This is a genomic window from Cobetia amphilecti, assembly GCF_020217465.1.
Taxonomy (GTDB): Bacteria; Pseudomonadota; Gammaproteobacteria; order Pseudomonadales; family Halomonadaceae; genus Cobetia; species Cobetia amphilecti.
On the sequence record NZ_CP084115.1, the window covers coordinates 2,212,196 to 2,225,402 of the forward strand.

Annotated in this window: 11 protein-coding genes and 2 pseudogenes; 12 read left to right on the forward strand and 1 reads right to left on the reverse strand. The window is 61.9% G+C overall.

Translation table 11 applies throughout. The features are described 5' to 3' along the window. Positions 1-7 precede the first annotated feature (7 nt). From mmuM to LCW13_RS09440, 8 genes and pseudogenes are all read left to right on the forward strand, one after another. Positions 8-1,027: a homocysteine S-methyltransferase gene (gene mmuM, locus LCW13_RS09405; protein ID WP_153635869.1), complete on the forward strand. Its 1,020-nt coding sequence runs from the start codon at positions 8-10 to the stop codon at positions 1,025-1,027. A 283-nt stretch (positions 1,028-1,310) separates the two neighbouring features. After that, entirely contained in the window at positions 1,311-1,979 is a 669-nt protein-coding gene (locus tag LCW13_RS09410) for a DsbA family oxidoreductase (protein ID WP_153635870.1), read from the forward strand. A 150-nt stretch (positions 1,980-2,129) separates the two neighbouring features. Beyond that, positions 2,130-3,065 (forward strand): pyrimidine-specific ribonucleoside hydrolase RihA, encoded by a 936-nt coding sequence (gene rihA / locus LCW13_RS09415; protein ID WP_153635871.1) that lies wholly within the window; start codon positions 2,130-2,132, stop codon positions 3,063-3,065. Positions 3,066-3,081: 16 nt separating this feature from the next. Then, entirely contained in the window at positions 3,082-4,761 is a 1,680-nt protein-coding gene (locus LCW13_RS09420) for a GMC family oxidoreductase (protein WP_153635872.1), read from the forward strand. Positions 4,762-4,906: 145 nt separating this feature from the next. Then, complete coding sequence (locus LCW13_RS09425) at positions 4,907-5,134, forward strand: glutaredoxin family protein (protein WP_153635873.1); 228 nt, start codon at positions 4,907-4,909, stop codon at positions 5,132-5,134. Positions 5,135-5,312: 178 nt separating this feature from the next. Next, a pseudogene (locus LCW13_RS09430) lies at positions 5,313-6,564 on the forward strand (ISL3 family transposase). Positions 6,565-6,577: 13 nt separating this feature from the next. Then, positions 6,578-7,159, forward strand: a pseudogene (locus LCW13_RS09435) (DDE-type integrase/transposase/recombinase); the annotation flags it as partial. Then, the gene (locus tag LCW13_RS09440) at positions 7,149-7,547 is read left to right on the forward strand and encodes a helix-turn-helix transcriptional regulator (protein ID WP_153635874.1); all 399 of its coding nucleotides are present in this window, start codon (positions 7,149-7,151) and stop codon (positions 7,545-7,547) included. The pseudogene LCW13_RS09435 and the gene LCW13_RS09440, both read left to right, overlap by 11 nt. Before the next feature lie 46 nt (positions 7,548-7,593). On the opposite strand, the gene LCW13_RS09445 is transcribed toward LCW13_RS09440, so the two are convergent. Next, positions 7,594-8,298, reverse strand: coding sequence for an alpha/beta fold hydrolase (locus LCW13_RS09445; RefSeq protein WP_225346707.1), 705 nt, complete (start codon positions 8,296-8,298; stop codon positions 7,594-7,596). A gap of 374 nt (positions 8,299-8,672) precedes the next feature. Between LCW13_RS09445 and LCW13_RS09450 the strand changes: the two genes are divergently transcribed. The 4 genes from LCW13_RS09450 to LCW13_RS09465 all read left to right on the forward strand — a co-directional run bounded on the left by LCW13_RS09450 (position 8,673) and on the right by LCW13_RS09465 (position 13,207). Further along, the gene (locus LCW13_RS09450; protein WP_225348137.1) at positions 8,673-9,980 is read left to right on the forward strand and encodes an O-acetylhomoserine aminocarboxypropyltransferase/cysteine synthase family protein; all 1,308 of its coding nucleotides are present in this window, start codon (positions 8,673-8,675) and stop codon (positions 9,978-9,980) included. 352 nt (positions 9,981-10,332) lie between these two features. After that, positions 10,333-11,325 carry a TRAP transporter substrate-binding protein gene (locus LCW13_RS09455; protein ID WP_153635876.1) on the forward strand — a complete coding sequence of 331 codons (993 nt, stop codon included), beginning with the start codon at positions 10,333-10,335 and terminating at the stop codon, positions 11,323-11,325. 2 nt (positions 11,326-11,327) lie between these two features. Next, entirely contained in the window at positions 11,328-11,921 is a 594-nt protein-coding gene (locus LCW13_RS09460; protein ID WP_225346708.1) for a TRAP transporter small permease, read from the forward strand. Further along, on the forward strand, positions 11,918-13,207 hold the full coding sequence (locus LCW13_RS09465; RefSeq protein WP_054556959.1) for a TRAP transporter large permease: 1,290 nt from the start codon (positions 11,918-11,920) through the stop codon (positions 13,205-13,207). Before LCW13_RS09460 ends, LCW13_RS09465 begins: the two co-directional genes overlap by 4 nt.

Genomic DNA, 13,207 nt, shown 5'->3' on the forward strand with positions numbered 1-13,207 from the left:
GCCCTCGATGCCCGCTGATGCCACCCGCAATCCGCTGAGCGCCATCACCGCGCGCCAGCCCTTCCTGATCGTCGATGGCGCCCTGGCCACCGAACTTGAGCGCGCCGGGTTCGATCTCTATGACTCGCTGTGGTCGGCCAGAGTGCTGGCCGATGAGCCGCAGGCGATCGTCGATGTGCACCGCGCCTACTTCGAGGCCGGCGCCGATGTCGCCACCACCGCCAGCTACCAGGCAACGCTCGAGGGCCTGATGGCGCGCAGCCTGAGCGAGACCCAGGCCAGCGCGCTGATCCAGCGCTCCGTGACCCTGGCGGCGCAGGCCCGCAGCGAGTACCTGGCTGCGCACCCGGAGCGTCTGGACTGCCCGCCGCTGGTCGCGGCCTCCGTCGGCCCCTATGGCGCATATCTCGCCGATGGCTGCGAATACCGTGGTGGCTACGCGCTGGACCGCGCTGGTCTGCGCGACTTCCACCGTGCCCGTCTCGCCACGCTGCTCGATGCCAAGCCGGACATTCTCGCCGTGGAGACGCTGCCGTGTGCCGAGGAAGCACTGGCCGTGTGTGATCTGCTGCGCGATGACTTCCCCACGGCGCGTGCCTGGATCGCCTTCAGCGCGCGCAATGCCACCGAATTGAGCGACGGCACGCCGATCCGAGACGCCGTGCGCGCCATCGCCGACTGCGAGCAGGTGGTCGCCATCGGCGTCAACTGCACCGCGCTTGAGCACATCGAATCGCTGGTGCGTGAGATTCGTGGCGAGACCGACAAGGACATCGTCATCTACCCGAACTCCGGTGAGGTCTATGACCCGATCACCAAGACCTGGTCTGCCGCCTGTGCCGTCTCGGCTGATGACGAGGGCCAGGGCGTTGAGCACGGTTTTGAACACGGCTTTGACCACGACCATGATCTCGCCGGCTGGACACCGCGCTGGCTGGCCGCCGGCGCCACGGCGATCGGTGGCTGCTGCCGCACCGGCCCGGACGACATCCGCGCCCTGGCGGACCTGCGCAAGGCGCTGAGTTGATTGAGGCACGGGGCTGATACGAACGCTGAGTACGCCGCAGTGAATACGCAGCACTGAGCTCCAAGTACTGAACTCGAAGTGTTGAACTCCAAGCACTGAACACGAACGCCCTGTCCGGTCATGTCGCATGATCGGTCAGGGCGTTTTCGGTAGCGTCCCGCGCCCCAAATCGCTAGGATGGCAGGACACTGATGAGCGATTACTCAAAATCATTCCGACATGCTCTCAAGATGGCCGTAGGCTCCCATTGAAGAGCGCGTGAGAGATCAGCAGGAGAATCCCCATGTCACAGCTCGATATCCAGGTCGCCTACGACGTGGTCTGCCCCTGGTGCTGGATCGGCAAGCGTCATCTTGATGACGCCATCGCGCAACTCGACTTCAAGGATGAAGTGCGCGTCAGCTACCTGCCCTTCCAGCTCAATCCGTGGGTGCCACGTGAAGGCATGGCGCGCGCCGACTATCGCGCGCAGAAGTTCGGCAGTGTCGAGCGTGGCGTGGAGCTGGATGCGCAGGTGGCCCAGTCAGGCGCGCAGAGCGGCGTCACCTTCCGTCATGCCCTGATGAAGCGCACGCCCAACTCCACCGACGCCCAGCGTATCGTCTGGCGCCAGCAGTCCGCGGGCCTGGCGGAGCGCCCGTTGCTGGAAGCGCTGTTCAGCGCCTACTTCCACGATGGCAAGGACGTGGGCGACCGCCAGGTGCTGGCAGAGATCGCAAGCCAGCACGATGAGAACCTGAGCGTCGAACAGGCGCTGTCCTTCCTCGAATCCGACGCGGGCGAGCAGGAAGTCGCCGCCCAGCAGGAAGCGCTGCGCAACGCCGGTATCCAGTCGGTGCCCAGCACCATCGTCGGCCAGTACTACGTACCCGGCGCACAGCCGGTGGAAGTGCTGGTGCAGATGCTCAACGAGGCACGCGCCCAGCAGACGGATAGATCTGCCTCGCACTGACGCCAAGCGCTGTCACCAAGCGCGAATGCCATGCACGGACAGACGACACGCCCTTCGCAAGGATGGCGTGTCGTTTTGCGTTCAGGCATAAAGGAAAGGCTCATAGAGGCAAATCACGACAACAAGACGACTCACGACAAGGATTGCTGCATGCCGCGCCCCATCATTCTCGATTGTGATCCCGGCCACGACGATGCCATCTCGCTGATTCTGGCCCTGAGTTCAGACGCGCTCGACGTGCTGGCCGTCACCACCAGCGCCGGCAATCAGACCCCCGACAAGACCCTCAACAACGCGCTGCGCGTGCTCACCCTGCTGGGGCGGCATGACATTCCGGTCGCCGGTGGTGCGCCCAAGCCGCTGGCGCGTGAGCTGATCATCGCCGACAACGTGCATGGCGAAAGTGGCCTGGATGGCCCCGAACTGCCAGACCCCGCCTTCGCCCCCGTCACCCAGAGCGCCATCGAGCTGATGGCCGAGAAGGTCCGCACCTGTGAGCAGAAGGTCACGCTGGTGCCCTCTGGCCCGCTGACCAACATCGCGCTGTTTCTCGCTGCCTACCCTGAGCTGCACTCGCGTATCGACAGCATCGTGCTGATGGGCGGCGCGGCAGGGGTCGGCAACTGGACCCCCGCCGCCGAGTTCAACATCTTCGTCGACCCCGAAGCCGCCGACATGGTGTTCAAGTCCGGCCTGCCCATCGTGATGTGCGGGCTGGATGTCACTCATCAGGCGCAGGTCATGGACGAGGATATCGAGCGTATCCGCGCCATCGACAATCCCGTCGCCCAATGTGTCGCCGAGTTGCTCGACTTCTTCATGATCTACCATCGCGACCCCAAGTGGGGATTCACCGGTGCGCCATTGCATGACCCCTGCACCATCGCCTGGCTGTTGAAGCCTGAGCTGTTCACCGCTGTCGAGTGCTGGGTCGGGGTCGAGACACAGGGCGAGCATATCCAGGGCATGACGGTAGTCGACCGTTACCAGCTCACCGGCAAGCCACACAACGCCAGGGTGCTGTTCGAGATCGACCGCCAGGGCTTCGTTGACCTGATCGCGCAACAGCTCAAGCGCTATCAATGACTACCGATGACTATCGATGACGACCGCTGATCGCCACGCCAGCGCCACTGCGCCACAAGAGCACGGCCATGGCTTCGACTACGACTACCTGATCGTGGGCTCGGGCTTTGGCGGCTCGGTATGCGCGCATCGTCTGACCGAGAAAGGCTATCGCGTGGCGGTCATGGAACAGGGCAAGCGCTGGACGCCGGACAACATGCCCCGCTCCAACTGGCGTCTTCGCCGCTGGCTGTGGCGACCGATGCTGGGGCTGCGCGGCTTCTTCACCATGAGCTTCTTCCGCCATGTCATCGTGCTGCACGGCAACGCGGTGGGTGGCGGTTCCATCACCTATGCGCAGACACTGCTGGTGCCGCCTGCAAGGATCTGGGACAACGGCCAATGGGCAGGACTCAATGACTGGCATGCGGTGATGCCAGAGCACTACGCCACGGCGCAGCGGATGCTCGGCGTGACGACCAACCGGATCATCGCGCCGGCGGATGACGCCCTGAAACGCATGGCGGAAGTCGCCGGCTGCGAAGACACCTGGTACCCCACCGAGGTCGGCATCTTCTTCGGCCCCGAGGGCGAAAGCGGCACGCCCGCCGCCGGTAGCACCCATCCAGACCCCTATTTCGCTGGCGAAGGGCCTGAACGAAAAAGCTGCATCGGCTGTGGCGGCTGCATGATGGGCTGCCGTCATGGCGCCAAGAACACACTCGACAGGAACTATCTCTATCTGGCCGAGAAGCACGGCGCCAAGGTGCACGCCGAGACCAAGGTGATCGATGTCGTACCGCTCAATGGCAAGGCGGATGGGGCCGATGGCTATGTGGTGACGACGGTGCCCTCCACCTTCGCCGGGCTCTATCTTGGCAGAGGCAAGCGCACGTTCACCTGTCAGTCCATCGTCTTCGCAGGCTCGTCGCTCGGCACCCAGGAGTTGCTGTTCCGCCTTAAGGACAAGGGCTCATTGCCGAACCTCTCGGACGCGCTGGGCAAGCGGATGCGCACCAATGCGGAGTCCTTGATCAGTTGTCGCATGCCGGGAAGTCGCGATGACATGTCCAAGGGCATCGCCATTGGCTCCGGCATCCATATCGATGAGCACACCCATATCGAAGCCACGCGCTATCCCGCGGGCTCCGATTTCATGGGGCTGCTGTTCACCGCGATGGCCAGGGGCAAGCCTAGCTGGACACGCCCCTTCTCGTGGCTCAAGGCCATGGCGAAGGTGGTGGCGGCCAATCCGCGCCGCGCGCTGAAATTCCAGCTGCCGTGGGGCTTCGCGAAGGAAACGATCATCTTTCTGTGCATGCAGACGGCAGAGGGCCACCTCGACATGACGCTCAAACGCCTGTGGTACTGGCCATTTCGCAAGGCGCTGGTCACCGAAGGCAAGCGAATACCCACCTTCATCCCCGAGGCGAATGACTTCGTCACACGTGGCGCAGAGGCCATTGGCGCCATCCCCGGCAGCAGCATCCCCGAGATACTCTTCAACATCCCGACCACGGCGCACTGCATGGGCGGCGCGGCCATGGCGGCCTCCCCCGAGGACGGCGTCTGCGATGGCCAGAATCGCGTCTTCCATTATCGCAACATGCTGATCTGTGACAGCTCGATGCTCGCCGCCAACCTGGGCGTCAATCCAAGCCTGACCATCACCGCCTTGGCGGAACATGCGATGAGCCATATCCCGCGCAAGGAATGATCTGCAGAATGCGTGGTGTGGAATGTGCTGATGCAGGAAGTGCTGGTGTAGAGAGAGAGAAAGCGACGGCTGGTATCATTGCCCGCCAGCGCCTCAGGCCAGGTGCCTACAACACGCGGGATCGATCAACACGGGAGCAACAGCAATGAAACGGGTATCACTCTACAGCATGGCCAACTGCCCCCACTGCAAGACAGCCAAGCAATATCTGGAGCAGCAGAAGATCGGCTTCCGCCTGGTGGATGTCCGATCCCCCGCGGGACAAAAGGAATTCGCCAAGACCGGCTTTCGCAGCGTGCCGGTCCTGAAGATTGGCGATCAGTTCCTGAAGGGCTTCAGCGTGAAAGGCTTCAATCAGTTGTATAGGGGTTGAGAGGAGTACTCTTTATGACAGCAGTATCTTCTGGATACAGTTCATTACCCTGACAACCGCCTACTGCATGGGCCGGAAACTGAAAATATTTATAAAAACGGCTCTTCGACGCCAGGTGTGGAATTAGTGCCCTAGAATGGTCCAGGATATGGGGCCCCGAACAGACTGGAGAATTGACATGGATGGTACTCAGATCCTGACCCTTGGTTTGGGCTTGCAAGCGCCTTGGAAACTCAAGGACCAGCATCTGGATACCACGTCATCTCCGCATCGTCTCGAGCTTTACGTGGAAGCCGACCGGGGGAGCCTTTATGCCTGCCCGGAATGCGGCAAGGCATGCCCGGCGCATGACTTTGCCGACAAGTCCTGGCGACACCTGAACTTCTTTCAGCATCATTGCTATCTCCATGCCCGCGTTCCTCGCACCCGGTGTCCAGAGCACGGCGTCAAGCGAGTCGAGGTGCCCTGGGCTCGCCCTGATAGTGGTTTCACACTGTTAACAGGCTGCCATGTCGTTGGTCAGGGAGATGCCTGTGCTCGCCGTCTCTCGGCAATTGGAAGTCACTGACAAGCGTCTGTGGCGCATCGTGCATCATTACGTAGGCCGCATGCTGGGAGACCTGGATCTTTCTCAGGTTGCCAATGTCGGGGTAGACGAAACGGCATCACGTCGAGGGCAACGTTACGTCACCGTATTTCTCGATATGCAACGCCAACAAGAGCCGGTGATCTTTGCTGTCCAGGGACGTGGCAAAGAGACGATCAAGGCGTTCAGCGCCTTTCTCGAGGCACATGGCGGCGCCCCGGGCAATGTGGTTGAAGTCGTGTGTGACATGTCTCCGGCCTTCCTCAATGGCACTGCGAAACATCTTCCTGATGCTCGAGTGACGGTTGACTGGTTCCATATCGTGCAGACGTTCACCAAGGCGTTGGATGAAGTGCGTAAGCGGGAACGTCGAGAAAAAGCCCATCCCAGGGCCCTGCGCTGGGCAGTGCTGAAAAGCATGGATAACCACAACCTGACGGAAAAGCAGCTGGTCGCCCTCCGGGAGCTGGTTGCTGACCAAAGGGCTACCGCGAATGCATGGATCATCAAGGAAAAGCTGAGGTGGATTCGTCGCGCACCGACAGCGCGCGGGGCTCGTTGGCGCATCACGAATTACCTCAATGTGATGCGTGAGGCAGTCGCCGGCCACACGCTCCTCAAGCCAATGGCAAAAGCACTCAATACGTTGGAGCGACATGCCGACCAGGTTGTGAGGCGCTGGTATTCAGGCCTGACGAACGCATGTCTGGAAGGCATGAACGGCCTCTTTCAGGCTGCCAGATCTCGCGCTCGCGGCTACCGAAACGAAAGCAATTTCATTGCGATGATCTACCTGATCGGCAGCCCCGTGGGGCGCATGCTGGATGAAGCCAAATCCACATGAAACGTCGAAGAGCCACATTGATATCAAGCACCTGCCCCAAATGCCTGACGAAGATCAGAAGCGTTATCTCTACGTCGCGATTGATCGTGCCACTCGGTGGGTGTATCTGGAGGTCAGATCAAGTCAATCTGCAAAGGACACCCAGGCGTTCATGAAGCGTGTGGAAGAGGAGGCTCCCTTCACGATTCGAACCGTGCTCACGGACAATGGTAAATCCTTTACCGATCGCTTCACCGTGGGTGGCGAACGTAAGCCCAGTGGAAATCATCTTTTCGATCAGGAATGTCAGAACCATGGTATTGAGCATCGATTGATCAGGCCAGGCAGACCCCAAACGAACGGGATGGTGGAGCGCTTCAATGGGCGTATCAGCGATGTTCTGGCGACTCGGCGTTATGACTCAAGTGAGGATTTAGAACAGACACTCGAGCGTTATTGCTGGCTCTATAACCACCACATTCCTCAGAAGGCACTACACCACAAAGCGCCTATAGCAGCAATGAAGGAGTGGCAGGTTGAACGACCTGAGCTGTTTACGCAAGCTATAGTCAATCAGACGGAACCCGACATCGCTGGCGCTGGAGATGATCAGTGAATGCCTGGCGGCCAGACCCGCCCAGACGGATGCCGGGGAAAGGCATCCTCCCCGGGAGACGGCAGACTGGAAGGAAACGCTGGAAGACTGGATCCACAACGGGGAAGTTGCCTATCAAAGCCAGGCGGAGATCGCCGCTCGTCTGGGCATGAGCGTGCGCCAGTTGCAGCGCCGCTATCGCGATGCCTACGGCCAGACCATGACGCAGGACCTGAGACGACGACAATTGGTCCGTGCCGCTCACCTGCTTCAGGACCGCAATGTCACGGTGGAGGCCGCGGCCGAAATGGCGGGGTATCGCAGCGCCGCCAATTTCGCCACCGCCTTTCGTCGCCAGTTCGGCGTGCCGCCCAGTCAGCGGCCTGTCATTGACAACAGCGCGGTGTAGGGTGAGTCGACATGCAAGGGGGACGGTCAGGGCAAGGCGCTGGATGTCAAGCGCAAGCGGCAAGGAAGCGAACAAGTCGTGTCATCACTTCCTCTGGCTGTTCGCGATGCGGAACATGTCCGCAGTCGTCGAGAAGATGCAGCTCAGCGCCGCGCCCCGCGTTCTCGGTCAGGCGCGCCGGCTGGGAAGCACTTCCGTACTCATCCTGCGCGCCATGGATCACCAGCAACGGACAACGCAACGCTGCCAGAGAGGCATCGAGACACCAGTCACGAAAAGCGGGGGCCAGCCAACTATCGATCCAGGCGCTGAGCACCCACTCGGTCCTGGAGCCGTGATATCGGGCAAGTCGTGCGCGCTGGTCGGGCTCGGCAAACAGGCGTTGCGCTTCACGGATACCGTTCAGGGTCAGCTCCTCGACCATCGCCTGCGCCGCCAGCGTGATAACAGCCTGACAACGCGCATGATGTGTCGCGGCGCCGGCGATGGCCATGCCCCCGCCGACACTGTGGCCAAGCAGGATGAAGCGCTCCAGCGCGAGCCCTTCGATCACGGCCTGCAAGTCGCCGCGAGCCTCCTGCTCGATGAAATCCAGCGGCATGGGGTGATGGCGTGCCTCCGAACGGCCGAAGCCTGCCCGGTCGTAGGCGATTACCTCGCGTCCGCTACTGACCGCCAGCGTTGCAGGAAAGCCTCGCCACAGCGCCACGCAGCCCAGTGAGTCATGCAGCAGAATGATGGGCGCACGCACTGGGTTAATGGCCGGAACGGCAGGCTGCCATCGGGCCACGAACAACGCACCATACGGGCCTTGCAACCAGTTCTGCTGGCATATGATGTCTTGTGATGTCACATCCATGTCTCCTGTGCCCACCATGGTGGAATCTCCGAGCTGTTGCTCTCAAGACACTGCCACAGCCCGCGCCGGGAAACGCTTAGACATCCTGATGACCCATTGCTAATGTTGGGCGTCGTCGCGGTATGCGCCCCTGTTGGTGTTGGCGGCAGATCGCAGCCGCACGATCGCAAACAGCACGAACGAAAAGCGCACGAACGAAAAGCGCACGACAGAACAAGAACTTCGCCACGCTCTCGCACAAGGACACTGTCATGTCGGTTGACAACATGAAGCTGGAATCCCTCGCCCTGCATCACGGCTATACCTCGGAAGCCACCACCAAGGCCGCGGCGGTGCCGATCTACCAGACCACTTCCTACACCTTCGATGATACCCAGCATGGCGCGGATCTCTTCGACCTCAAGGTGCCGGGCAACATCTATACCCGCATCATGAACCCGACCAATGACGTGCTGGAGCAACGCATGGCCGCCGTCGAGGGCGGTATCGCAGCGCTGGCGGTGTCATCCGGCATGGCGGCGATCACCTATGCCATCCAGGCGCTGGTACAGGTCGGCGACAACATCGTCAGCACCAGCCAGCTGTATGGCGGCACCTACAACCTCTTCGCCCACAGCCTACCGCGTCAGGGGGTCGAGGTACGCATGGCAGCCTTCGATGATTTCGAAGGCCTCGAAGCACTGATCGATGACAGGACCCGCGCCGTGTTCTGCGAATCCATCGGCAACCCTGCCGGCAACATCGTCGATCTCGCGCGTCTGGCCGAGATCGCTCACAAGCATGGCGTGCCACTCATCGTCGACAATACCGTCGCCACGCCAGTGCTGTGCCGCGCCTTCGATCACGGCGCCGATATCGTGATCCATTCGCTGACCAAGTACATCGGCGGCCACGGGACCACCGTGGGTGGCATCATCATCGATTCCGGCAAGTTCGACTGGGTCGCCAACAAGGACCGCTTCCCGATCCTCAACGAGCCGGACCCCTCCTACCACGGCGTCGTCTACACCGAAGCCTTCGGCCCGGCTGCCTATATCGGTCGCTGTCGCGTGGTGCCGCTGCGCAATACCGGCGCGGCACTGTCACCGCAGAGTGCCTTCCTGCTGTTGCAGGGCCTGGAAACCCTCAGCCTGCGCATGGAGCGCCACTGCAGCAATGCGCTCGCACTGGCCGAATACCTTCAACAGCACCCGAGCGTCAGCTGGGTCAACTACGGTGCCCTGCCGGACAGCTCCTATCACGCCACCTGCCAGAAGATCACCGGTGGCAAGGCCTCCGGCATCATCAGTTTCGGCATCAAGACGGACGCGACAGGTGACGACAAGGCCGAAGCCGGGCGCATCGCCGGCGGCAAGTTCATCGATGCGCTGCAGATGATTCTGCGCCTGGTCAATATCGGCGATGCCAAGTCACTGGCCTGTCACCCGGCCTCCACCACTCACCGTCAGCTCAACGAGGAAGAACTGGCCAAGGCCGGCGTCTCGGCGGATCTGGTGCGCATCTCGGTGGGGATCGAGCATATCGACGACATCATCGCCGATGTCAGCCAGGCACTGGACAAGGCGGTGGCCTGACGCGGGAGCGGTTCCTAAACGACAGTCAGGCGACATTGAGGCGCCAACCAGGCAGTCTCAGTCATATCTCAGCGCCCGCGAAGACTCGCTTCTTTGCGGGCGCCTTGTGTTGCGTATCCCGATGACTGTACTTCTCTCAGGCCTGCCAGACCTGCAAAAGACGACAAGAAAGATAACGGTATACATATCGCTGAACCGTTAGGTCGGCGGGACATCCAGACCCAGCATAAATCTGGTTAATACCAAGAATAAAAAATCGAAACTACCGAAATACACGAGCAGAACACACTCTTGGCTCAAGGCGCACACAGAGGCGCCTGTCACGATGATAACAACTCCAAGAGGTGTCCCGATGAAATCCGTCCAGTTGAAGCCAGCCCTGCTGACCACCGCCATCGCGGTGGCCTGTGCCTTGCCGCTGAGCGCCGCTCAGGCCCAGGATATCAAGCTCGGCCACGTGCTGGCGCCCACCCATAGCTGGAACATCGCGGCGGAAGGCTTCGCCAAGGAAGTCGCCGAGGCCACTGATGGCCGCGTCAATTTCCAGGTCTTCCCCAGTGGTCAGCTCGGCAACGAGAAGACCGTCGTCGAAGGCATGCAGATCGGCAGTGTGCCGGCCGGCGTGATCGGCTGTGGTTCCTTCCAGCCGCTGGATGCGCGCTTCGGCATCGTCGAACTGCCCTACTCCTGGCCGGACCGCGAACACGCCTACGCAGCCTATGACGGCAAGCTGGGCGATGCGCTCGAGGACATCGCCGACGAGCACAACATGAAGATCCTGTCGTGGTGGGAGAACGGCTTCCGTCACGTCACCAACAACCGTGGCCCCATCACCACCCCGGAAGACCTCGCGGGTCTGAAGATTCGCGTCACGCCGGACAAGATGCGTCTGGATACCTTCACCGCGCTGGGCTCAAGCCCCGCACCGCTGTCCTTCGGTGAGCTCTACTCCGCGCTGCAGCAGGGCGTGTTCGATGCCCAGGAAAACCCGCTGGCCATCATCTATTCCTCTTCCTTCAGCGAAGTGCAGGACTACGTCTCCCTCACCGGTCACGTCTGGGCACCGGCGTGTCTGACCATGTCCAACTTCACCTGGAACCAGCTTTCCGAGCAGGATCAGGCGGCAGTGCAGAAGAGCGCCGACGAATGGCGTGACAAGCAGCGCGCGATGACCCAGAAGGATGACGCCGAGCTGGTCGCCAAGCTGGAAGAGGCCGGCATGCAGGTCAACGAGGTCGATACCGCGCCCTTCAATGCCAAGGTGCAGGGTGTCTGGGCCGAGTACACCGACGTCTTCGGGCCTGAGCTGATGGGCCTGGTCGAGCAATACCGCAAGGGCGAGTGACGATGTCTTCCGCCACTCCCTCCGTCAAGCCGCTGGCCGTGTTGTGTGCCGTGCGTACCCTGATGATCACCCTCTCACGTTGGAGCTGCCGGGGCTGTCTGGCCCTGGCTGCCAGCGGAGTCGCCGCGCTGTCGGCACTGGTGATCTGGACCGTCTTCATGCGCTGGGTCATGGGTCAGCCGCCGCACTGGGCAGAAGAGTTGCCGCAGCTGGTACTGGTATGGACCACCCTGCTGGCCGCGGTGTCCTGCACCCGCAACCGCACGCATCTGAGTGCGGGCCTGCTGCCGCTGCTGGTGCGCTCGGTGCGTATCCAGCGCATCACCTGCCGCATCACTGACGTCATGATCCTGATCATGCTGATGATGCTGGCCAAGGCAGGCATGGACCTGACCGCCATCACCATGCGTCAGACCACCACTGCGCTGCAGATTCCGGCCGGTATCGTCTATCTGTCCGTGCCGCTGTGCTGCACCGCAATGGCCCTGATCCAGCTTGAGCATCTGTTGAGCCCTTCGGCCATCGCAGCCGAGATTCACGAGACAGATACCACTGCGTCTGACAACGCTTCATCTCGCCAAGGAGATGCCCCATGACACTCGGCGCCCTGGCTCTGCTCGGCGTCTTCGCGCTCGGCATCCTCATCGACATTCCCATCGCCTTCGCGCTGTTGATGTCGGCCCTCTTCTACCTGCTGGCCTTTGGTGCCGCGCCCATGATGGTCTCCGCGCAGCAGTTCGTGGCCGGAATGGAAAGCTTCACCCTGCTGGCGATCCCGCTGTTCGTGCTCGCCGCCCAGTTGATGAACCGCGCCGGGCTGACCGAACGCCTGGTACGCCTGTGCATGGCGATGGTCGGTGACATCCGCGGCGGCTTGGCAGTGGTCGCGGTTCTTGCCTGCATGATGTTCGGCGCGCTGTCCGGCTCCGGCGTGGCGGACGTGATCGCCATCGGCAGCATGCTGCTGCCCACCATGGCCCGCAACGGCTATGACAAGGGCTTCAGCAGTGCGCTGGTCGGTACCGCCAGCTCCATCGGCACCGTGATTCCGCCCAGCATCGTGATGATCGTCTACGGCACCACCTCCAATACCTCGGTGGGCCAGCTGTTCATGGGCGGCATCATCCCCGGCCTGATGCTGACCGTCGCGCTGGTCGGCGTCGCCCTCTACATGTCACGCAAGCATGGCTGGTCGGGCGGTGTCGCGGCCCGTGTGCCCGGCGAGCGACGCCGCGCCCTGCTCAGTGCCATGCCGGCACTGATGGTACCGGTGATGATCATCGGCGGTATCCGCTTCGGGGTCTTCACGCCCACCGAAGCCGCCGCCTCCGCGATTCTCTACGCCATCATCATCGGCACCTGTGTCTATCGCAGCCTGACCTGGCGCGGCTTCCTGGACAGTGTCCGCGCAACCGCCGAGACCACCGGCGCCATCCTGCTGATCATCGGTGCGGCCGGCATGTTCGCCTGGGGCCTGACCTACGAGCAGGTGCCGCAGGCCATCGCCCAGCTGATCGGCGAATTCACCGACAGCCGCATCAGCGTCCTGCTGCTGCTGACCGCCGTGCTGCTGGTACTGGGGTCCTTCATGGAAAGCGTGGCAATCATCATCATCGTGACGCCCATCGTGATGCCGCTGCTGGCGCAATACGGCATCAGCCCGGTGCACTTCGGGGTACTGCTGACCGTCAATCTGGCCATCGGCGCCAATACGCCGCCGCTGGGGATCGACCTGATGGCCGCCTGTCGCATCGCGGGCATCAACGTCAGCGACTCGCTGCGCCCGCTGGGCCTGATGCTGGGCGCGATGCTGACCGTGCTGATGCTGATCACCTTCATTCCGGAACTCGTGCTGTTCCTGCCCAACCTGATGGAGGGCTGA